13 protein-coding genes are annotated in these 21665 nt (G+C 72.1%); 7 read left to right on the forward strand and 6 right to left on the reverse strand.

Annotated features, from left to right (window positions below):
- Positions 1-144 precede the first annotated feature (144 nt).
- Positions 145-747 carry a GtrA family protein gene (locus NAMU_RS20940; RefSeq protein WP_015749335.1) on the forward strand — a complete coding sequence of 201 codons (603 nt, stop codon included), beginning with the start codon at positions 145-147 and terminating at the stop codon, positions 745-747.
- Between the two features lie 9 nt (positions 748-756).
- Here NAMU_RS20940 and NAMU_RS20945 read toward each other — a convergent pair whose 3' ends face one another.
- The 4 genes from NAMU_RS20945 to NAMU_RS20960 form a co-directional block, all read right to left on the reverse strand.
- Complete coding sequence (locus NAMU_RS20945; protein ID WP_015749336.1) at positions 757-2058, reverse strand: ATP-binding protein; 1302 nt, start codon at positions 2056-2058, stop codon at positions 757-759.
- 55 nt (positions 2059-2113) lie between these two features.
- On the reverse strand, positions 2114-2794 hold the full coding sequence (locus tag NAMU_RS20950) for a response regulator transcription factor (RefSeq protein ID WP_015749337.1): 681 nt from the start codon (positions 2792-2794) through the stop codon (positions 2114-2116).
- Positions 2795-2825: 31 nt separating this feature from the next.
- Positions 2826-4265, reverse strand: coding sequence for a PH domain-containing protein (locus NAMU_RS27710; protein ID WP_015749338.1), 1440 nt, complete (start codon positions 4263-4265; stop codon positions 2826-2828).
- Between the two features lie 144 nt (positions 4266-4409).
- Positions 4410-5156 carry a YggS family pyridoxal phosphate-dependent enzyme gene (locus NAMU_RS20960; RefSeq protein ID WP_217180547.1) on the reverse strand — a complete coding sequence of 249 codons (747 nt, stop codon included), beginning with the start codon at positions 5154-5156 and terminating at the stop codon, positions 4410-4412.
- A 324-nt stretch (positions 5157-5480) separates the two neighbouring features.
- Here NAMU_RS20960 and NAMU_RS27715 point away from each other — a divergent pair, with 324 nt between their 5' ends.
- Positions 5481-8432 (forward strand): carboxypeptidase regulatory-like domain-containing protein, encoded by a 2952-nt coding sequence (locus NAMU_RS27715; protein ID WP_015749340.1) that lies wholly within the window; start codon positions 5481-5483, stop codon positions 8430-8432.
- Positions 8408-8863 (forward strand): DUF11 domain-containing protein, encoded by a 456-nt coding sequence (locus tag NAMU_RS20970; RefSeq protein WP_138180378.1) that lies wholly within the window; start codon positions 8408-8410, stop codon positions 8861-8863. Before NAMU_RS27715 ends, NAMU_RS20970 begins: the two co-directional genes overlap by 25 nt.
- A 79-nt stretch (positions 8864-8942) precedes the next feature.
- Here the strand turns inward: NAMU_RS20970 and NAMU_RS20975 are convergent, their stop codons facing one another.
- A complete protein-coding gene (locus tag NAMU_RS20975; protein ID WP_015749342.1) occupies positions 8943-16130 on the reverse strand; it encodes a DUF5979 domain-containing protein in 7188 nt (2395 codons plus the stop codon).
- A gap of 187 nt (positions 16131-16317) precedes the next feature.
- The gene (locus NAMU_RS20985; protein WP_041369242.1) at positions 16318-17133 is read right to left on the reverse strand and encodes a biotin--[acetyl-CoA-carboxylase] ligase; all 816 of its coding nucleotides are present in this window, start codon (positions 17131-17133) and stop codon (positions 16318-16320) included.
- A 141-nt stretch (positions 17134-17274) separates the two neighbouring features.
- Between NAMU_RS20985 and NAMU_RS20990 the strand changes: the two genes are divergently transcribed.
- The 4 genes from NAMU_RS20990 to NAMU_RS21005 are packed head-to-tail and all read left to right on the forward strand — an operon-like array spanning position 17275 to position 21643.
- Positions 17275-18933 (forward strand): acyl-CoA carboxylase subunit beta, encoded by a 1659-nt coding sequence (locus NAMU_RS20990; protein ID WP_015749344.1) that lies wholly within the window; start codon positions 17275-17277, stop codon positions 18931-18933.
- Positions 18930-19160: a hypothetical protein gene (locus NAMU_RS20995; RefSeq protein WP_015749345.1), complete on the forward strand. Its 231-nt coding sequence runs from the start codon at positions 18930-18932 to the stop codon at positions 19158-19160. The genes NAMU_RS20990 and NAMU_RS20995 overlap by 4 nt, the downstream gene beginning before the upstream one ends.
- A complete protein-coding gene (locus NAMU_RS21000; RefSeq protein ID WP_015749346.1) occupies positions 19157-19816 on the forward strand; it encodes a nucleoside triphosphate pyrophosphatase in 660 nt (219 codons plus the stop codon). The genes NAMU_RS20995 and NAMU_RS21000 overlap by 4 nt, the downstream gene beginning before the upstream one ends.
- 42 nt (positions 19817-19858) lie before the next feature.
- On the forward strand, positions 19859-21643 hold the full coding sequence (locus tag NAMU_RS21005; RefSeq protein ID WP_015749347.1) for an acetyl/propionyl/methylcrotonyl-CoA carboxylase subunit alpha: 1785 nt from the start codon (positions 19859-19861) through the stop codon (positions 21641-21643).
- Positions 21644-21665: the final 22 nt, after the last annotated feature.

The raw sequence follows: 21665 nt of genomic DNA on the forward strand, positions 1-21665 counted from the left end.
GGCCGCCATTTCCCGGAATTTACCAATCTTTGACGATTGCCTTTACCGTCGTTTGACCGAGCCATTAGGTTGCGTCATTGAGAGGTTTTTCTCGCGGCGGCGCGGATCATGGGACGGCGCCGCATCAGGCCGTAGACTCGGCGCGTGGCCCTCATCGATTCAGTCCGGCAGCACCTGCCTGTCAAGTACCGGGAACTCGCGAAGTTCCTGGTCGTCGGGGGCACCAGCTACGTCGTCGACGTCGGCCTGTTCAGCCTGCTCTCGCACACCGTGCTGTCCGACAAGGTCGTCACGGCCAAGGGCATCTCGGTCATCGTGGCCACCATTCTGAGCTACATCCTGAACCGGGAATGGTCGTTCAACAGCCGCGGCGGCCGCGAACGCCATCACGAGGCCATGCTGTTCTTCGTGGTCAACGGCATTGCCCTGGGATTGAATCTGGTCCCGCTCGCGGTCTCGCAGTACATCTTCGGCATCAACACCGCCAACTACTCCAGCCTGACCGTCACGATCGCCAACTTCGTCTCGGCGAACGTCATCGGCACCGCGCTGGGCATGGCCTTCCGCTTCTGGGCCTACCGCAAGTGGGTCTTCCCGGAGGAGCTCAACCCGCACCCGGAGATCGTGGCCACCGAGCTGGCCGCCCAGGCGGCGGTCGAGGCCCCGGTCACCGAGCGCATCCCCGAGCAGCCCCTGCGCTCCGATACCGCCGAGTACTTGCCCGGCGCCGGGCGATCCCGCAGCTGACCGTCGGCCCTACCCGACGGGGGCGCCGGCCGGCCCCGGCACCCGGTCGCCCTCCGCATCCGGCGTGGACGGTTCTTCGCTGACCACCAGGAAGATGGCGAAGGTCAGCGGGACGGCGCGCCGCAGCTCCAACCGTCCCCCGTCGGCCTCGACGAACGCCCGGGCCAGCCCCAGCCCGATCCCGGTGGACGACGCGGTCGACACCCCCCGATCGAAGATGTGCGCGACCAGTGCCTCGGGAATGCCCGGCCCCTCGTCGCTGACTTCCAGCACCACCATGCCGCCCGAGCCCCGGCCGGCCGGCCGGACCAGCACCCCGACCGTGCCCGCGCCGTGCCGCAGTGAGTTCTCCACCAACACCCCGATGGCCTCGCGCAGCCGCCCCGGAGTGGCGTGCACCCGCACGTCCCGGCCGCAGCGCACCGTCAGCGTGCGGCCCGCCGCGGTGAGCGCCGGCCCCCACTCCGCCTCGATCTCGGCCAGCTCGTCGAACAGCTCCAACTCGCTGGCCCCGGCCGCGCGCTGCGACCGGGCATTGGCCAGCAGGTCGTCGACCACCGTGACCAGGCGATCGGTCTGTTCCAGGGCCTCCTGCACCTCCTGCTGCACGTCGGCGTCCGGGTACTCGGCGAGCTCCTCCAGCCGCAACCGCAACCCGGTGAGCCGGGTCCGCAGCTGGTGCGAGATGTCACCGGCCAGGTCCCGCTCCCGGGCGATCAGCGCGGAGATGTCGTGCGCCGAGGAGTCCAGGACGTCCGCGACCCGGTCCAGCTCCGGAATGTCGTACCGGCGCCGGAAGGTCCGGAAGTCGCCCGAGCCCAGCCGGGCGGCCCGGCGCGCGACATCGGTCAACGGGGTCGCCAGGCGGCGAGCGGTCAGCACCGCGACCCCAGTACCGACCACCACGGACAGCGCGATGGCCAGCGCGACCAACGCCAACGCCTTCCACTGCTCGGCCCGCAGATAGCTCTCTGGCACCGACAACCGCAGGGTGCCGCCACCGGCCATCGCCAGTTGCTCGGAGTAGACCTGGCTGGTTGAGGTGGTCCCGATGGACTGGTCGATCCGGCCGGCCATGGTGATGTCCAGCCGGCCGCCGGAGGGCACCGCCGCGGCCAACTGCCCCAGATCGATGGCCGACGAGCTGGACTGGTTGGCGATCGAGGCGGCGATCGAATCCAGGCGACTGTTCAGGTCGCTGCGCATCAGGTCGTCGACGACTCGCCAGGAGACGATCGAGAGCGGGACGCCCAGGGTCAGAACGGTCGCCGCGATGACCAGCAGGATCGACACCAGAACCCGGCGTTGCATCAGCGGTCCCCGGTCATCGTGCGGCCGCCGCGCGCGGCGCGTGCCTGCCGCACGCTCAGTCCGTCTCGAACCGGAAGCCGACCCCACGCACGGTGGAGATCCGCTGGTCGCCCCCGGAGCCGTCGGGCCGGGCGATCTTGCGACGCAACCAGGACATGTGCATGTCCAGCGTCTTGGAGGTCTTCATGGTCGGGTCGTTCCACACCTCGGCCAGGATCTCCTCGCGGGTCACGACCTGCCCGGCACGACTCATCATGACCCGCAGCAGCTCGAACTCCTTGTTGGACAGGGTGACCTCGACGCCGTCCACCTCGACCTTGCGCGAGCCGGTCTCCACCCGGACCCCGCCGACCTCCATCAGAGCCGGCACCCGCCGGCGCAGCAAGGCCCGCACCCGGGCCAGCAGTTCGGCCATCCGGAACGGTTTGGCCACGTAGTCGTCGGCCCCCGCGTCCAGGCCGACCACGAAGTCGGCCTCGTCGGTCCGGGCGGTCAGCATGAGCACCGGCAGGTCCCGGCCGGCGGCGCGGATCCGCCGGCAGACCTCCAGACCGTCTAGGTCGGGCAGGCCCAGGTCCAGGATCACCAGCGTGATCTCCGACCCGTTCTCGCCGAACGCCGCGACCGCGGCCCCGCCGGTCGGGGCCGGCCGCACCTGATAGCCCTCCCGCTGCAGCGCGCGGGTGAGCGGCTGCGCGATGGCCGGGTCGTCCTCGACCAGCAGCACCGTCGTCACGCCGACCACCTTACGATGCTGCGTGATCGGGTCAGGATCGCTGGCTCGAGTCCGGCTGGTCCGGGTCGGTCTCCGACGGCGCCGGCGCGCTTGCCGGTGCACCCGCCGGTGCACCCGACGCCGAATCACCCGACGACGCGGGCGAGCGAACGATCACCGTTGGGTCGGGCTCGGCGAAATTCGGCAGCGGCGTCTGCTCGGTGGGCCGGGCGTGCCGGCCCCGGTCCGAAGTCGGCGGGGTAGGCGGGGTTGCCGGGGCCCCCGAGTCGCTCGACGACACCGGGGCGGCGGACGGCAGCCGGGTCATGACTGTCGGCTCGGCCGACGCCGGCGGCTGCTCACCCGGCCCGGCGGCCGGCGTGAACGGCGGGGCGGCCTGGCCCTCGGCCGGCTGCGACGAACCGGGCTGGGCATATCCGGCCTGGGAATAGCCGGACTGCGAATACCCGGGCTGCGGCGGGCCGGGCTGCGAGTAGTTCGCGGGTGCGGCCGGCGGCGGGTAGCCGCCCGACGCGTGTCCGGGCTGCTGGTACCCGGGCTGTTGGTACCCGTTCGGGGCATACCCGGGCTGCTGGTAGCCGTTCGGCGGATACCCGCCCGTCGCATACCCGGACGGCGGATACCCCGGCGACTGGGTGGGCTGGTGGCCGGCCGGATAGCTCTGGGTCGGGCCCGGCGGCGGGTAACCCTGCGGCTGACCGGGCGGCGGGTAGCCCTGGGTCGGACCGGTCTGCGGGTGGGCCGGCCCGTACCCGGGCTGCGCGTAACCCGCCGCCGGTGGGTACCCCTGGGCCGGCGGGTACCCCTGCCCGTACGCCGGCTGCGCCCCGGTGGCCGGTCCGTAGCCGCCGGTCTGGTTCGAGTCGGTCGCGGCCGCCCACTGGCCGGTCGGCGCCTGGTTCGAGCGGTCGCCCGCGCGTTCCCGGTCGGAGTCGTCGGCGGCGTAGTCGTCGACCTCCACCATGCCGCGGTGGGTGAGTTCCTTCTCGTTGCGGATCAACTGGTTGAGCATCGACTGCACCTTGGACAGGTTCGCCACGTTGCGGAACTTGAGCGGCTGGTCGGCCGAGGACTCGACGATCAGCGAGCCGTACCCCATCAACCGGCCCCAGAAGGTGACCTCGGTTTCGATGTTGGCGATCTGGCCCAGCGGGATCTGGTGCTCGCGCCGGGACAGCAGGCCGGTGCGGAAGAAGATGTGGTGGTTGCTGATGACGAAGTGCTCGGTGCGCCAGCGGATGAACGGCACCACCACCAGGATGATCAACGCGATCACCGCGATCGCGACGATCGCCCAGTCCGCCCAGCTCGGCCAGTCCCAGCCCCGGCTGTTGGCAAAGGCGATGATCGCCGCCCCACCACCGACGATGAGGACGAAGAACAGGGTCGGGAGGATCAGCACCTTCCAGTGCGGGCGCTTGCGCACATAGATCTTCTCGCCGGCGACCAGCAGATTGTCCGGGTAGGGCATCGTGGACTCCCCAGGGATCGGTCGGCACCGCGGTCCGACTGCTCGCGCGCCCGGGCATGCGGCGCTGCGATCACGCTACCGCCGGACGCCGATTCGGACAGCCGGGACGCCCCGGAAGGATCGCGACCCGCCCGAATCGGGTGATCAACGGGCCGGCCGGGGCCCGAAGACCGCCGAGCCGAGCCGGACGATGGTGGCGCCCTCGGCGATCGCATCGGCGAAGTCGCCGCTCATCCCCATCGACAGCTCGACCGCGTCCTGCGCTCCGGGCCACTGCTCGTCCGCGGCCCGGTCACGGATGGTGGCCAACGCCCGGTAGCCGCGGCGGATCGCGTCCCGGTCGGGTGAGTTCAACCCGATCGTCATGAACCCGCGCAGCCGCAATCGGGGGGCCGCCGCCACCGCCTCGACCATCTCCCGCGCGTCCGCCGGGGCGATTCCGGATTTGGTCTGCTCGCCCGAGACATTCACCTGGATGAATACATCCAGATTCCGGGCGGCGGATTCGAGCCGGGATTGCAACCGGCCGATCAGGTCGACCGAATCCAATGTCTGCAGGCACTGGATGTGCGGCAGAAGTTGATTGACCTTGTTGGACTGCAGATGGCCAATGAAATGCATGGTGTGCGGAAACCCGGCCAACGCGTCGGCCTTGGCCAGCACTTCCTGGACGCGGTTCTCCCCGATCAGCGTCGCCCCCGCGGCCAGGGCCTGCGCGATCACCTCGGGCGGCATCGTCTTGGTGGCCAGCAGGATGCGGACCTCGGCGGGATCCCGACCCGCTGCCTCGGCCGCCGCCCGCACCCGGCGACGGGCTTCGGCCAGCCGTTCGACCACCGGACCGGCGGAGGCGCCGGTCGGGGTACCGGCGGGTTCGGGATCGGGGAGCACCACTCGACCCTAGTGCCGGTGCCCGCCGCTCGGACCACGGGCACTCGCCGAATGAATTCGGCAAAACGGACATTGTGGGTTCTTGTGCCGCCGCGAATTGGTCGCCGTCACGCCCGAGGTGAATTGTCGGCTGTCCCATGTCATGATCGGCGTGATTTGGCGGGTTTCGGCATCAATCGCGATCCTGTGGTCGCGCCGGCGCCGGACGGTCGGACGGGGGAATCAATGGGGCCACGACTTCGTCGATCGAAACCGCGGCGATCAGGACTGCGTCGTCCAGAACTGTGGCGATTCAGCGGCCTGGCCGGCGCCCTGGTGGTGGCTATGGCACTGCCGATCGTGTCCGCACCGGTGGCCGCGGCCGCGCCGGGCCCGGTGTACGGGACATTTACCGACTTGGCCGGGACCGGCGGCGCCTACCGAGGGACGATGACGCTGGCCCCGGGCTTCCCCGCGGCCACGTTCGCCTCCACCTCTCGTTCGGGCGGAGTCGGCCCGCAGTCCGGGACGACCGCCTGGTTGCCCGCCGGCAGCCCGCCCGGCGTCGTCTACGGATCAAGCCAGAACCAGGCCTACCTCAACCTGCGACCGGCAGCCGACAGCGCCGCCAGCCCGTCCGAGACCGTCTACACCTTCGCCCGGCCCACCCCGACGGCCGGCTGGAGCTTCATCCTCGGCGACATCGACGCCGACCAGGTGACGGTCAGCGCGACCACCGCCGACGGCAGCGCCGTCCCGGTCGCGGCGTTGGGCTTTGCCGGAGCCTTCAACTACTGCGACGCATCGCCCCGGCCGAGCTCGTGCTCCGGGGTCGGCGCGCCGTACGACCTGCCCAGTTGGGATCCGGGCACGGCCACGCTGACCGGCAACTCGGGGGCCAGCGACACCACCGGCGCCGCCGGTTGGTTCAGCCCGACGGTGCCGATCAAGACCCTGACGTTCAGCTACCGGTGGCGCAGCGGCGTCCCGGTGTACCAGACCTGGTTCGCCACCCAGACCCGGTCGGTCTCGGGCACCGTGACCGCCGGCGGCAGCGGGCTGGCCGGGGTCACCGTCGAGATCGTCGACGGCGGCGGCGCCGTGGTCGGCACCGTCACCACCGGGGCCGACGGCACCTACGGCCGGGACGGCCTGGCCCCCGGCACGTACACCGTCCGGGTCGTCACCCCCGACGGGTACGCGCCGGTGGGGCCGAGCCGGCGCCCCGCCGACCTGAGCGCCGGCGACGCGACCACCGTCGACTTCGCGCTCGCCCAGGTCGCCGATCTCTCGGTCATCAAGAAGCTGGACACCGATCCGGTCGTCGCCGGCGAGCCCATCACCTACACGCTGACCGCCACCAACGCCGGCCCGGCGGACGCCACCGGGGTCAGCGTGGTCGATACCGTGCCGCCCGGGCTGACCGGGGTGAGCGGCCAGGTGACCGGCGGTGCCGCCTGCGTGGTCGACGCCGCCCTGCTCACCTGCCCGGTCGGTGCACTGATCGTCGGGACGTCGGCCACCGTGCAGGTCACCGGCACTGTGTCGGCGACCGCCCCGGCGGGCGTCGCGCTGCTCAACCAGGCGGCCGTGACCGCGGACCAGCCGGACCCGAACCCCGGCAACAACCGCGCGTCCGCGGCGGCACGGGTCACCGCGGCGGCCGACCTGGTCCTGGTCAAGACGTTCACCCCGGACAACCCGGTCGCCGGCGGGACGGTCAGCTACCAGCTCACCGTCACCAACAACGGACCGTCGCGGGCCACCGGGCTGGCCATCGCCGACCCGCTGGACCCGGGGGTGACCGTCGGCACCGTCACCACGACCGACGGGACATGCACCGCGCCCGGTGGGATCGTCGCCTGCACCGTGCCGGCCCTGGACGTGGGCGACAGCGTGACGGTCACGGTGCCGGTCACCCTGCCCACCGGGTCCACCCCGGCGCTGCAGAACGCGGCGTCGGTCACGGCCGTCACGCCCGACCCGGATCTGGAAAACAACACCGGGGTGGCGACCTTCGAACCCAGCCTCGGGGCCAACCTGGCCCTGATCAAGACGGCCTCACCGGCGACCGCCATCCCCGGGCAGACGATCCAATACCAGCTGTCCGTCTCCAACGGTGGCCCCTCCGACGCCCCGAACGTGCTGCTCACCGATTCGATCCCGCTGGGCCTGGACGCGGTCACGGTGACCGACGCCGGCGGCGCCAGCTGCACCGTCACCGACCAGGTGAGCTGCAGCTGGGCCTCGGTGCCGGTCGAGGCGACCCGGACCATGACCCTGACCGGGATCGTCGCCCCGGACGCTCCCGACGGCGCCCTGACCAATACTGCCGCGGTCACCGCACCGGTCGACGAGTCCGACCCCAGCGACAACACCGCCACCACGTCGGTGCTCATCACCTCCGCGGCCGACGTCAGCCTGACCAAGACCGCCGGCCCCGACCCGGTGGCCCCCGGTGGCACCGTGACCTTCACCCTGACCGTGGGCAACGCCGGCCCCCAGCAGTCCGCGTTGCTGGAGCTGCGCGACCCGACCCCGGCCGGACTGAGCATCACCGCCGTCGACGACCCGGATTGCCTGACCGATGCCGTCGCGGTGACCTGCCTGATCGCCGGCCTGGACCCCGACGCCAGCCGCACGGTGACGATCACCGGCACGCTGTCGCCGGACTACGACGGCGACGAGCTGACCAACACCGCGCAGGTGGCCTCGCTGCTCACCGTCGACCCGGACCCGGCCGACAACTCGGCCACGGCCACCGTCGCGGTGATCACCCCCGAGCCGCCCGGCTCGAACCTGACCGTGAGCAAGACGGCGACCACGCCGACGGTTGGTCAGGGCGACCCGGCCGGGTTCGTGGTCACCCTGACCAACCAGGGACCGGCCGACCAGACCGACGTGGTCATCGCCGACACCGCCGGCGACGGCCTGGTGATCGGCTCGGCCACCGGCTCCGCGGGCACCTGGGACGGCGCCGCGGGCCTGTGGACCGTGCCGTCCCTGGCCGCCGGGGCCAGCGCCACCCTCACCGTGTCCGCGACCGCGACCGCGGTCGGCACCCTGACCAACACGGCGACCCTGATCAGCTCCGGCCGGCCCGACACCGACCCGGCCGACAACTCCGCGAGCGCCACGGTCCAGGTCAACCCGACGGCCGACCTGTCCCTGACCAAGTCGGTGACGCCGGCCGGCGGGGCCCCCGGGCAGCCGGTCACCTACCAGCTCACCGCGACCAACGCCGGCCCGTCTCCGGCCAGCGGGTGCACGTGGTGGACACGTTGCCGGCCGGGGTGAGCGGACCGTCGGAGTCCGGCAGCGTCGAGTGCACGATCAGCGGCCAGACGGTCGATTGCACGCTGGGCGACTTCCCGGTCGGCGCGACCGCCACCATCACCATCGGCGCCGTCGTCACGGCCGGGGCCACCGGCACGATCGTCAATACCGCGACGATCAGCTCCGACACCAACGATCCGAACCCGGCCGACAACACGGCCAGCGCCGCGTTCACGGTGTCGGCCACCACCCCCACCACTCCGGCCACGCCGCCCCCGTGGACGCCCAGCCAGCCGGTCACCCCGACCTACCCCACCTACCCGTCGGCGCTGGCCAGCACGGGTGCGCCGATCGCCCAGCAGAGCGTCGTGGCCGGATTGCTGCTCGCGGTCGGGGCGTTGTTGATCATCGTGGCCCGGGCCCGGCCGACGCGTCCGCACCGTCGCGGCTGACCCGCGCACCGGCGGCCGGCCATCAGGACGCCGCGATTCAGGACGCGATTCAGGACGGCGCGATTCAGGACGGCGCGATTCAGGCCGACCGGCGCCGGCCCGGTCGCCAGCCGGCCAGCGCGATCATCGCGGCCCCGATCAGCAGCAAGCCCAGGCCCCAGCCCAGGAAAGACCCGACCGCGAAGCCGGTCACCGGCAGCGGGGTCGGATGCGGCGGGACCGGCCCGGGCGTCGGACCCGGCGTGGGTCCGGGGGTGGGCCCGACACAGGTGACCACGTTGGTGACCACGGTCGAGGTCAGCGGCGCGGTCAGCGTGACCGGGCCGGTCCCGGACGAGGCGGAGGTGCAGGACGCGGGTACGACGGCCCGCTCCCCCACGTCCACCGTCGACCCCGGCTGGTCGGCCCAGTACACGGTGCGCCAGACCCGGTCCACGCCGTCCAGGGTCAGCGTCGCCGAGTACCCGAGCGGCTGCGTGCCGTCGCGGTAGGTGACGCCGTCGATGACCCACTGCTTGTCGACGACCAGGAACACCGGGACCGGGGCGCAGGCGTCTGCCATGGCCGAGGAGTCCAGCGCGAACAGCGTGGCGATGTTGAAGAACCCGGACCCGCCACCCGATCCGGTCGCCGCGCAGGCCAGGCGGGCCGGGTCGATCGTGAGCGGCACGGTCGCGGTCACCGCGACCCGGTAGGTGTGGCTGGCGCCGCCGGGCAGCGCGACGTCCTGGGCGATCGTCGTCTGGTCACCGCCGGTCCAGGCCGGTTCGAACAGGCTGACCCCGTCCGGCGCGGAGGTCACCGCGGCGGACACGATCGTCGCGTCGGTGGGGAAGGCGATGTTGTCGGTCAGCGAGTAGGTGATCGCGGTGTCCGGGTTGGGGTTGGTCACCACGATCGCGTACGGCACGGTCCAGGTCCCGGGGCCGGGATCGAAGACCGGGTCCCCGTCCACCTGCTTGCTGATCGTGGGCCGGTCCGGCGTGCGATGCGTCGTCGTGCAGACCGGATCGCCCGGCTCGGCGCAGCTGCTCGGACGCACGTCGGCGGTGCTGGTGACCTGGTTGGTGATGCTGACCCCGGCGACCCCGGGGTTGACCGTCGCCTGATAGGTCAGCGTCCGGCTCTGCCCGCCGGGCACGTCGCCGACCGTCCAGACCAGTTGTTGGGTCTGCGAGTCCAGGACCGCGGCCGGGTCGGAGATCGACCCGATCACCGCGTACGGCAGCACCGCCGACAGGTCGTCGGTGACGACGACGTCGTGCACCGGCACCTCCCCGGTCGAGGTCACCGTGACCGAGTAGGTGATGGTCGACCCCGGGGCCACCACCGTTCCCGACGCCGGGTCGCTGGACTTGCTGACCGCGTAGGAACCGTCGGTGGTCAGCACCGGGTTGCTGATGTCCAGGCCGACGCTGGGCGGATCCGGGTAGTCCTCCTGCGGCCGCGGGATGGTGACCGTCACCGACCGCTCACCCAGGCACGGGGTGAGCAGCGGGTCCGCGCAGGGCACGGTGACCGGCCCGGCCGTGGGGATGTCGCCGACCACGGTGAACCCGGGGTCGCCCCAGGTCCAGGAGCTGTCGCGCAGCGGCGGCATCGTGGCCAGCGGCTCGGTCAGGGTGCAGATGCTGGACACCGGGATGAACAGCTGCAGATCGTCACCCGGGTCAGGTCCGACGGTCAGCGTCTGGCCGGCCGCCAGCGCGGTGCTGCCGGTGATCGCCGGGCCGTCCCCGGGCTGGCAGGAGTAGGTCACCGGGAACGGCTGCGGGTCGGTGATGCCGTCGGTGGCTCCGGTGACCGCCTTGGTCAGGGTGAAGCGCCCGAACAGCCGCTCCGTGGGGTTGGTGACGGTGACCGTCTGGTTCGCCTCGGTCGGCGGGGTCACGGTGACCGAGGACCCCAGATCCGGGGTGCCCCAGATGTAGGAGGAGTCGCCGGTGACCGGCTGCCCGCCGGCCCCCGGGGGCACCTCCTCGGTCACCTGGCAGACCGAGCCGACCAGGATGCCGGCCTGCACCCACGCTGTGGCCACGCTGGCCGTCCAGGGACCGGTCACCGGCACGTCCGAGCCGTACTGGCAGGAGAAGGTGCCGGTGAACACCCGATCGACCGGCACCAGGTCGTCGTCGGCGACCGATCCGGTGATGGCCTTGGCCACGTCGAAGCCCGAATACACCCGCTGAACGGTGTTGGTGACGGACAGCTGCGCGGTCTCGTCGGCGACCAGGATGACCGATTCCGGGGTGTACGTCCGGTCCCCCCAGGCGTAGGAGCCGTCCAGCAGCCGCGCCGGATCCGGGGTGTCCTCGATGATCGCGCAGACGGCCGTGGCCGGTACCCGGGCGTCCGCCGGGGTGAACAGGGTCGCCGCGGCGCCCGCGCCGACCTCCCACCGATCGCTCCAGGTCTGCGCACCCAGGGTGCAGGTCCACACGCCGGTGAAGTCGGTGTCCGGCCGGACCCCGCCGTCCGGGTCGTCGAGCACCTTGCCGACCTCCAGGCCGCCGTACTGCCGCTCGATCGTGTTGGTGACGGTGATGGTCGCGGTCCCGCCGGGAACCACGGTGACCGGATCACCGACGACCGGCGCCGCCCAGTCGAAGGAGGCATCGGGCAGACCGGCGGTGCCCAGGTCGTTCTCGGTGACCGTGCACTGCGAGTTCAGGTAGACCGCCGGGCCGGTGAACGTGTCCCCGTTGGTCAGGGTCCAGTTTCCGGTGACGGGGTCGTCGGAGCCGTACCGGCAGCTGAACGTCCCGCTGAACTGCGTGCCGGGGATCAGGGCGCCGAACGGGTCGACCACGTTCTTGGTGATCTGGAACGTGCTGCGCACCCGGACGACCGGGTTCTCGACGAAGAAGTCCTGCCGGGCGCCGGCCTCGGCCAGGGTGAAGGTGCCCCCGACCGGCGGGGTCAACGCCGGCGTCCCGGTGATGATGGGTGATCCCCAGGCGTAGGAGGTGTCGGCGAGCAGGCCCTGCGCCGGGGTGTCCTCGAAGCCGGAGCAGGTCCAGCCGACCGAGACCGGAGCGATCGTCACGGTGCCGAGATTGGCGATCGTGCCGTCGGCGTACCGGGTCGGGACGTCCGTTCCGGGCACCGCGCACTGGCCGTGCATGGTGAAATCGGCGCCGGTGCCGAGGTAGCCCTCGCTCGCCCCGGTGACCGTCTTGTGCACCACGACCTCGCCGGTGTCGCGGGTCAGCGCGTTGGCCACGGTGACCGCGTTCTGGCCGTCCGCCGTCACGGTGGTGCCGGTGACGGTCGGGGCCAGCCAGCGGTAGGCCGGATCGTCGGACGGGACGCCCAGATCGCCTTCGGTGGCCGTGCACTGCGCGGTCAGCGGCACGTCCTGGTCGACGACGACGCCGGTCGGGTCGACCACCGCGTCCAGGGTGCCGCCGGCGACCTGCTGGCCGCCGTAGCTGCAGGACCAGGTGATCGGATAGGTCCGAGCCGGATCGATGACGCCCTGGCCGCCGGTCAACGACTTGACCACCCGGACCGGCGCGCCGACCCGGACGATCGGGTTGACGATCGCGACCTCGACCTGCTGGCCCTCCTGCGCGATGGTCACGGTGGCGCCCGGATCGTAGGTCGCCGGGCCCCAGCCGTAGGAGGCGTCCACAAGGCCGGCCGGGTCGGGCGGCAGCTCGGCCACGGTGCAGCTGACCCCGACCGGGATGCCGGTCAGCGTCCTCGGCTCACCCTCGGTGAGGGTGACGGTGAACAGGTCACCGGGGCCGCAGCTGACGTTGACGTCGAAAGTGGTACCGGGCACCAGGCCGGCGGTCTGCCCGGTGACCTGCTTGGTCAGCTCCAGCGAGCCGAACCGGGGCGTGATCGGGTTGACCGCGTTGACCTGGATCGGCGTGGCCGTCTCGGGGATCCGGATGGTGATCGATCCGTTGACCCGGCTGCTGCCGATGCCGAACTCGACGTCGTCCCAGCCGAAGGCCGGCGAGAGGGGGTCGGGTTTGCCGGTTTCGGTGATGGTGCAGGAGCTTCCGGACGCGATGGCCCGGTCCGGCGTCCAGCTCTGACCGTCGGCCAGGTCGACCGTCGATTCGTAGCCGTCGGTGCACTCGACCGCGAAGGTGAACTGGCTGCCCGGCTGGTAGCCCAGGGCCTTGCCGTCACCGACCACCGACTTGGTCAGCTGGAAGGTGCCGGTCAGCTGGTTGGTCCGGTTGGTCACCGTCACGGTGGCCGGGAAGTCGGGCGAGGTGATCAGCACCGAGGTTCCGGGGTCGTAGGTCGGCGGCAGCCACACCCAGGAGGTGTCGTCGGCCACGGGGGGCGCGTCCAGGGTGGTCGGGTCCTCGACCACCGTGCACCGGGACTCCAGCAGGATGTCGGGGATCACCGTCGACTCGCCGGCGAAGAGCTGGACCGTGCCGTTGGCCGCGCTCACGCCCGCGTAGCTGCAGTCGTAGTCGATGGTGTACTGCCGCTGCCGGTCGACCCGGCCGCTCGGATCCACCAGCTGCTTGCTGATCTCCAGGTCCCCGTACACCCGGCTGACCGGGTTGGTGACGACGACGCTGGGCACCTGGTTGGGCGCGGTGATGGTCACCGGTCCGGGCAGCACGGGAGTGCCCCACTGGTAGGACGAGTCGAGCAGGCCGACGGTCGGGGTGGCCTCGCTGAACGAGCAGGACGTGCCCACCGGCAGGTCGGGGGTGAGCGCGGTTCCGCCGACGCCCACGGTGAAGGCGCCTGTGTAGGCGTTGCTGCAGGAGACGGTGATCTGGAAGCTGGCCGCGGCGGTGACCCCCGCGGTCTCGCCGGTGATCTGCTTGCCGACCTGGACCCGGCCGAAGACCGGGATCGTCGGGTTGGTCACCGTCAGGGTGGCGGTGCCGTTGGCCGGCACGGTCACGCTGTTGGTCGCGCTGGTGCCGTCGGACCAGGTGGCGTTGCCCCAGACGTAGGCCGGCTGCAGCAGGTCGGCGGCGGGCGGCACCTCGGCCGCTGTGCAGGTGTTGCGGGCCGGCACGGAGACCGTCGCGCTCCCGCCCGCGGCCAACGTCACCTGGCCGGAGGCCACGCCGCAGGTGTACTGCACGGTGAACGGCTCGCCGGTGCCGATGTAGCCGTCGCCCTGGATCTGCTTGGCCAGCACGAGGCTGCCGGCGTCGCGCTCGTAGGTGTTGGTGATGCCGACCTGGGCGGTGGCGCCGTCGCCGATCGTCACGCTGGTCGGCGTCACCGTGTAGCCCGACCAGGCGTAGCTGGGGTCACCGAAATCCCCGGCCTGCGCGGTCAGGGTCTCGCTGAAGGTGCAGACCGAGCCGGCCGGGATCGCCGCCGCCGGGGAGACGGCCTGTGCCGCGGTCAGGTCCAGCGTGCCCGCCGACGTCGGGCCGTTGGTCAGCGTGCAGGAGTACGCGACCGGGAAGACCCGGTTGACGCCCCCGGTGTACCCGCCGGGCCCGTCGATGGATTTGGTCACGGCGAAGCTGCCCAGCCGCTGCACCACCGGGTTGGTGATCGTGACGTCGGCGGTGGCCTGGTCGGTGATGGTCACCGGCTGGGCCGAGTACGACGGGGTCCCCCAGGCGAACGAGGCGTTGAGCAGGCCGCCGGTCGGGCCGTTCTCGCTGACCGTGCAGGCCCGGCCGGCCGGGATGCCGGTCACGGTCACCGCCGCCGCGGTGGTCAGGGCGCTGAAGCTGCCGCTGAACCCGGCGCCGCAGGTGTAGGCGCCGGCAAAACTCTGGCCGGTGCCTCCGACGTACCCGCCTTGCGGGTCGTCGACGACCTTGCTGATGCGCAGCGTGCCGGTGGCCGCCCGGTTCACCACGGTGCAGCCGACCGCACTGCCGGCGGGCAGATCCGGCAGGGTGACCACCCCGGTGGGGCTGACCGGATAGGTGGTGGACCCGCGGGCGCAGGTCCACGAGCCGACCTGGACGAAGCCGGTTGCGGCCGCCCCGGTGCCGAGCTCGGTGAGCTGGTAGGTGCCGGCGACGATGCGCTGGTTGGTGACGGCCGTCGAGCCGGAGGCGCCGGAGACCACGGTGCCGCTGGTCGGCGACGCCGTCCCGGTCGCGGTCAGCGTGAACAGGGACGGGCTGACCACGGCCCCGGTCACGGACTTGACCAGGGTCAGCGTCGTCCGCGGGGTATAGGTGTTGGTGAAGGTGCAGATGACGACCGGATTCGCGGGATACAGCGGGGCCGGGACCGGGTCCAGGCTGATCCGCCGCGCGGCCAGGTTGCCGGTTCCGGGCAGGTCGACCAGCACGCCGAGCGCGTTGTACTGCTGGCAGGTCAGGCCGGTCAACGACCAGCGGTCGTCGGCCGGGTCGCCCTCGGTCACGGTGACGGTGCTGCCGGAGGTCAAGGGTCGCTCGACGGTGCCCCGGGAGGCCAGCGAGAACGTGGTGTTGGCCCAGGCCGAACCGGTCAGCGTCGACGTGCTGTTGTAGCTGAACGAAGGAGTGCCCGGCGGCGAGCCGACCACGTTCTTGACGATCCGCAGCGTGCGGACCTGCTGGAGCGAGGCGTACAGGCAGGCGTTGGTCTGGGCGCCCTCGACGGTGGAGAACTCGTTGACCGGATTGCCGGCCGGCGTGGCCGGGCAGCTCGTCGCGCTGGCGGCCGGCACGAAGCCCAGGATCACCAGCCGGTAGGTGAGCCCGCCCTGGGTCAGGGTGACGTCGGAGATCTGGTTGGTGAACGAGGTGATGTCGTTGCAGCAGTTGCCGGATCCGGTGTTGGGGGTCTCGTTCATCGTCCAGTTGAACGTCACCGTCGTCCCGCTGAAACCGCCCAGCTGGGTCCGCAGCTCGCCGGTGAAGTACTGATCGTTCGCCTGGATCGGGTTGTTGTAGTGGGTCATGCCGCCGATCAGAAAGGGCATCCCGTCCTCGGCCGAGGTGACGGTGGAGGGCCGGAAGCCCAGCGCGCTCTGGCTGCTGGTGCTCAGGTTGGTCGGGCAGCTGGTGCTGTAGCCGTGCGCCGTGGTCGCCGAGTTGGGCAGGCCGGCCACCGTGTTGGTGACCCAGGCCGAGGAGGTGGACGAGGACCCGGTGCCGCTGGACGGGGCATACCGGATGCAGTTACCGCTGGTGCCGGCGTCGACGCCCTGCTGGTTGGCCATCTGGGTGGCGATCGTGCCGATGGCCACCGTCGCGGCGTGGGCGGGCGGGGCCGGGGCGATCGTCGCGGAGACCATGAGCAGGCCCGCGACCAGGGCGACCACCGTGGCCAGCGCCCCCCACCGGCGCGTCCTGCGTCGAGCGACAGTGCCCATGCCGACCCCCGAGCCGACGCAGCCGGGCCGCCAGCCCGCCGTCCAGATGATCGCGCTGCGTGTGATCGCGTGAGCTTAGCGTGAGGTACGCAGGGCCGCTCGGGCAGAAGTCACGCCATTCGGGTGGCGGCCGCCGCCGCTTGCGCGCGCCGTCCGCCGGTCGTTCGGGTACCTGGGCGATCGCCGTTCACGCCGGCCGGACGTGCACCACGTCACCGACGGTGTAGCTCTGGGTGCGACCGGACTCGTCGGTGAGCACCAGGGCACCGGTCGGGTCGACATCGGTAGCGATCCCGGTCACCCAGCGCTGCGCGGGCAACAGGATGCGCACCTGAGCACCCAGCGTGACGCACACCTCCCGATAGTGGGCGCGGATACCGGCGGTGTCCACGTCGCCGGCGGCCGCCGTCCATCGGTCGCACCAGCTGCCCAGCTCGTCCAGGATCCCGGCCAGCAGGGCGGCCCGATCCAGGGTGCCGCCGGCCAGGGCCAGCGAGGTGGCGTCGGCCCGGGGCAGCTCGGTCCGGGTCAGCGAGACGTTGATCCCCGACCCGACGACCAGCCGGCTCCCGGCCACCTCGCCCAGGATGCCGGCACACTTGGCCCCGTCGATCAGCACGTCGTTCGGCCATTTCAGGCGGGCGTCGACACCGCTGACCCGGCCCAGCGCGGCCACGATCGACAGGCCGAGCACGGCCCCGACCCACCCCCGGCGCTCGACCGGGACGGCGGGCAGCGCGAGCGCGACCGAGAACATCAGCCCGGCGCCGGGTGGGCAGTGCCAGTCCCGGCCGGCCCGGCCGCGCCCGGCGGTCTGCTCCTCGGTGACCAGCACCTGCCCGGACGCCAGCCGGCCGGCGTCGGCCCGCCGGGCCAGGTCCGCGTTGGTCGATCCGGTCTGCGCGCAGAACTCCAGCGACCAGCGGGCCGGGTCGGTCAGCCGCTGCGCCACCGTCACCGGGTCGATGGGCCGGCGGATCACGCTGGGGTCGGCATCGGGCACCGGATCACCGTAGAAGGGGTTCGCCGTCCCAGGCCGGCCGGGGCGGGCCGGGGCCGCCGGTCGGTGAGACCCAGACTCAGTCATCGTGAACTGCGTCTCACGGTGCCCACCGCCGGCGCGGCCCTGGGTACCCTCTCGCCCGTGAGCCGGACCACGCAAGCGCCCGATGGCGTCCCTGATGTCACCCCCGATGGCCCGGCGCCCACCCCGCCGCATACGACGGCCGGCAAGTTGGCCGACCTGGATCGCCGCCTGGACGAGCACATCCACGCCGGCTCCGCGACGGCGGTGCAGCGCCAGCACGCCCGGGGCAAGCTGACCGCCCGGGAGCGGATCGACCTGCTGCTGGACCCCGGCTCGTTCGTCGAGTTCGACTCCTTCGCCCGGCACCGGTCGACCAACTTCGGCCTGGAGCGCAACCGGCCCTACGGCGACGGAGTGGTCACCGGCTACGGCACCGTCGACGGCCGGGAGATCTGCGTGTTCTCCCAGGACGTCGCCGTGTTCGGCGGGTCATTGGGCGAGGTCTACGGCGAGAAGATCGTCAAGGTGCTGGATTTCGCCCTGCGTTCGGGGCGGCCGGTGGTCGGCATCAACGAGGGCGGCGGGGCCCGCATCCAGGAGGGCGTGGTCTCGCTCGGGCTGTACGCGGAGATCTTCAAGCGCAACGTGCACCTGTCCGGGGTGATCCCGCAGATCTCGCTGATCATGGGCGCGAACGCCGGCGGGCACGTCTACTCCCCCGCCTTGACCGACTTCATCGTGATGGTGGACAAGACCTCGCAGATGTTCATCACCGGGCCGGACGTCGTCCGGTCGGTGACCGGCGAGCAGGTCACGCTGGAGGAGTTGGGCGGGGCCCGCACCCACAACACCCGCTCGGGCAACGCGCACTACCTGGCCAAGGACGACCCGGAAGCCATCGAGTACGTCCGGGACCTGCTGTCCTACCTGCCGTCCAACAACCTGTCGGCGCCGCCGATCCGGCCCGGCGAGGCCGCCGACCCGGACGAGCTGACCGCCGACGACCTGGCCCTGGACACCCTGATCCCCGACTCGCCCAACCAGCCCTACGACATGGCGGTCGCCGTCCGGGCGGTGCTCGATGACGGCGAGTTCCTGCCGGTGCACGAGCTGTACGCGCCGAACGTGCTGGTCGGCTTCGGCCGGGTGCAGGGCCGATCGGTCGGCATCGTGGCCAACCAGCCGATGCACCTGGCCGGCACGCTGGACATCAACGCCGCGGAGAAGGCCGCCCGGTTCGTGCGGACCTGCGACGCGTTCAACATCCCGGTCCTGACCTTCGTGGACGTGCCGGGCTTCCTGCCGGGCACCGAGCAGGAGTGGAACGGCATCATCCGCCGCGGCGCCAAGCTGATCTACGCCTACGCCGAGGCGACCGTCCCGCTGGTCACCGTGATCACCCGTAAGGCCTACGGGGGCGCCTACGACGTGATGGGCTCCAAGCACCTGGGGGCCGACGTCAACCTGGCCTGGCCGACCGCGCAGATCGCCGTGATGGGCGCCTCCGGTGCGGTGAACGTGTTGTACCGCAAGGAGATCGGCGCGCTGGCCGAGCAATACGGGCCCGATTCGGCGGAGGTCGCGACGGAGCGGTCGCGGCTGCAGACCGAGTACGAGGACACCCTGGCCAACCCGTTCGTGGCCGCCGAGCGCGGTTATGTCGACCAGATCATCAAGCCGTCGGCGACCCGCGGGGCGATCACCCGGGCGCTGCGGGTGCTGGCCGACAAGCGGCAGACGCTGCCGCCGCGCAAGCACGGGAACATCCCGCTGTGAGGCCGGCCGGCCGAGCCAGCGATCACCCGGGCACCGGCCCGACCGGCCCGGCCCGCGACGAGCAGGACGCGGCCGTGGTCATCGCCGTGCTGGCGGCGTTGGCCGCCGGCCCCGAACCGGCCGCGACCGAGCCGGCCCCGCGCTCGGTCTGGGCCGACCCGGCGCACCGGCTGGGCTCGGGCGCCGCGGGCGATCACCGCTGGTGGGCCTCGGGACTGCCGCGATGAACGCCCCGCTGGCGCTCGTGCTGGCCTCGGCCTCCCCGGCCCGGCTCGGGGTGCTGCGCACCGCGGGCCTGGACCCGCACGTGCTCGTCTCCGGGGTGGACGAGGACGCGTTGCTGGACGGGCTGCGCTCGTCCCCGGAGCAGGTGCGGGTGCAGGCCCTGGCCGACGCCAAGGCCGACGACGTGGCCGCCCGGTTGACCGAGCCGACCCCGGCGGTGGTGATCGGCTGCGACTCGATGCTGCTGATCGACGGTGAGCTGCAGGGCAAACCGGCCGACGCCGAACAGGCCCGCGCCCGGTGGCGGCAGATGGCCGGCCGGGACGGGATCCTGCTCACCGGCCACGCGGTGCGCCGGGTGGTCGGCGGCCGGGTGGTCGGCGCGGCCGGCGCGGTGGGCTCCACCGTGGTCCGGATGGGCCGGCCCAGCGAGGCCGAGCTCGATGCCTACCTGGCCACCGGCGAACCGCTGCGGGTCGCCGGGGCCCTGACCATCGACGGGTTCGGCGGCTGGTTCGTCGACGGCATCGACGGTGACGCCGGCAACGTGCTGGGCATCTCGTTGCCGCTGACCCGTCAGCTGCTGGCGCAGGTCGGCGTGCCGGTCACCGACCTGTGGCGCCGGCCCGACCAGCGGGCCACCGAGCACTCTCCCTGAGACACCCGACCGACCGCAGAACTCCAGAAGAAGGAACCGCCTGTGCACACCGTGCTGATCGCCAACCGCGGCGAGATCGCCGTCCGCGTCGCCCGTGCCTGCCGCGACGCCGGGCTGCGGTCGGTTGCCGTCTACGCCGACCCGGACCGCGATGCCCTGCACGTCCGGGTCGCCGACGAGGCGTTCGCGCTGGGCGGCTCCACGCCCAAGGACTCCTACCTGGACATGGCCAAGCTGCTGGACGTGGCCGCCCGGGCCGGGGCGGACGCGGTCCACCCCGGTTACGGTTTCCTGTCCGAGAACGCCGATTTCGCCCAGGCGGTGATCGACGCCGGGCTGACCTGGATCGGCCCGACCCCGCAGGCCATCCGCGACCTCGGGGACAAGGTGACCGCCCGGCACATCGCCCTGCGAGTCGGGGCGCCGCTGGTCCCGGGCACCAAGGAGCCGGTGGCCGGGGCCGACGAGGTGGTGGCCTTCGCCCAGGAGCACGGGCTGCCAGTGGCCATCAAGGCCGCGTTCGGCGGCGGCGGCCGCGGCCTGAAGGTGGCCCGCACGCTGGAGGAGATCCCGCACCTGTACGAGTCGGCGGTCCGCGAGGCGGTCACCGCGTTCGGTCGTGGCGAGTGCTTCGTGGAGCGCTACCTGGACCGGCCACGGCACGTCGAGGCGCAGGTGCTGGCCGACCAACACGGCACCGTGATCGTGGTCGGCACCCGGGATTGCTCGTTGCAGCGGCGCTACCAGAAGCTGGTCGAGGAGGCGCCCGCGCCGTTCCTGACCGGCGAGCAGCGGGCCGCCATCCATACCGCCGCCCGGGCCATCTGCGCGGAGGCCGGTTACCACGGCGCCGGCACGGTCGAGTTCCTGGTCGGCGAGGACGGGTCGGTGTCCTTCCTGGAGGTGAACACCCGGTTGCAGGTCGAGCACCCGGTCTCGGAGGAGACCAGCGGAATCGACCTGGTGCGCGAGCAGTTCCGCATCGCCGACGGCGAGAAGCTGCGGTGGATAGACGATCTCCCGCCGCGCGGGCACTCGATCGAGTTCCGGCTCAACGGCGAGGACCCCGGCCGCGGGTTCCTGCCCGCCCCCGGCGTGGTGTCCCGGTTCGTCCCGCCGGCCGGCCCGGGGGTGCGGGTGGATTCCGGGGTGGAGTCCGGCTCGGAGATCGGCGGCGCGTTCGACTCGCTGCTGGCCAAGATCATCGTCACCGGCGCGGACCGCACCGAGGCGCTGCAGCGGTCGCGCCGGGCGCTGGCCGAGATGGTGGTCGAGGGCATGGCCACGGTGCTGCCCTTCCACCGGGCCGTGCTGGAGGATCCGGCCTTCACCGCCGCCGACGGGTCGTTCGCCGTGCACACCCGGTGGATCGAAACCGAGTTCGACAACACGCTCGAGCCCTTCGACGTCGCGTCGGCGGTGCCGGCCGGCGAGCCGGCGGCGCGGCAGGAGATCGTCGCCGAGGTCAACGGGCGGCGGGTCCGGGTCAGCCTGCCGGCCGAACTCGCGGTCCGCAGCAGCGGCCCGGCCCCGGCCCGCCGGTCGTCGAGCAAGCGGGGCGGCGCGGCCCATCACGCACCCGGTGGCGGCGGCGACGCCGTCGTCGCCCCCATGCAGGGCACCGTGGTCAAGGTGGCGGTGGCGGTCGGTGACACGGTCGCCCAGGGCGACGTCGTCGCGGTGGTCGAGGCGATGAAGATGGAAAATCCGATCACCGCGCACAAGGCCGGCACGGTCGCCTCGATCGCCGTCGAGGTCGGCGGCGCGGTGACCGCCGGCGCGTTGGTGGCCCAGATCGAGGACGCCCCGGGCGGCACCAGCACCTGAGGCACCCCCACTTCAGGCACCC

Origin of the sequence: Nakamurella multipartita DSM 44233 (genome assembly GCF_000024365.1) — a bacterium.
In the GTDB taxonomy this organism is placed as follows: Bacteria; Actinomycetota; Actinomycetes; order Mycobacteriales; family Nakamurellaceae; genus Nakamurella; species Nakamurella multipartita.

Bases quoted from the DNA above. Each gene is read 5' to 3' on its own strand.
- NAMU_RS20945 (WP_015749336.1), bottom strand. From the start codon at position 2,058: ATGCAACGCCGGGTTCTGGTGTCGATCCTGCTGGTCATCGCGGCGACC.
- NAMU_RS21000 (WP_015749346.1), top strand. From the start codon at position 19,157: ATGAACGCCCCGCTGGCGCTCGTGCTGGCCTCGGCCTCCCCGGCCCGG.
- NAMU_RS27715 (WP_015749340.1), top strand. From the start codon at position 5,481: ATGGCACTGCCGATCGTGTCCGCACCGGTGGCCGCGGCCGCGCCGGGC.
- NAMU_RS27710 (WP_015749338.1), bottom strand. From the start codon at position 4,265: ATGCCCTACCCGGACAATCTGCTGGTCGCCGGCGAGAAGATCTATGTG.
- NAMU_RS20975 (WP_015749342.1), bottom strand. From the start codon at position 16,130: ATGGGCACTGTCGCTCGACGCAGGACGCGCCGGTGGGGGGCGCTGGCC.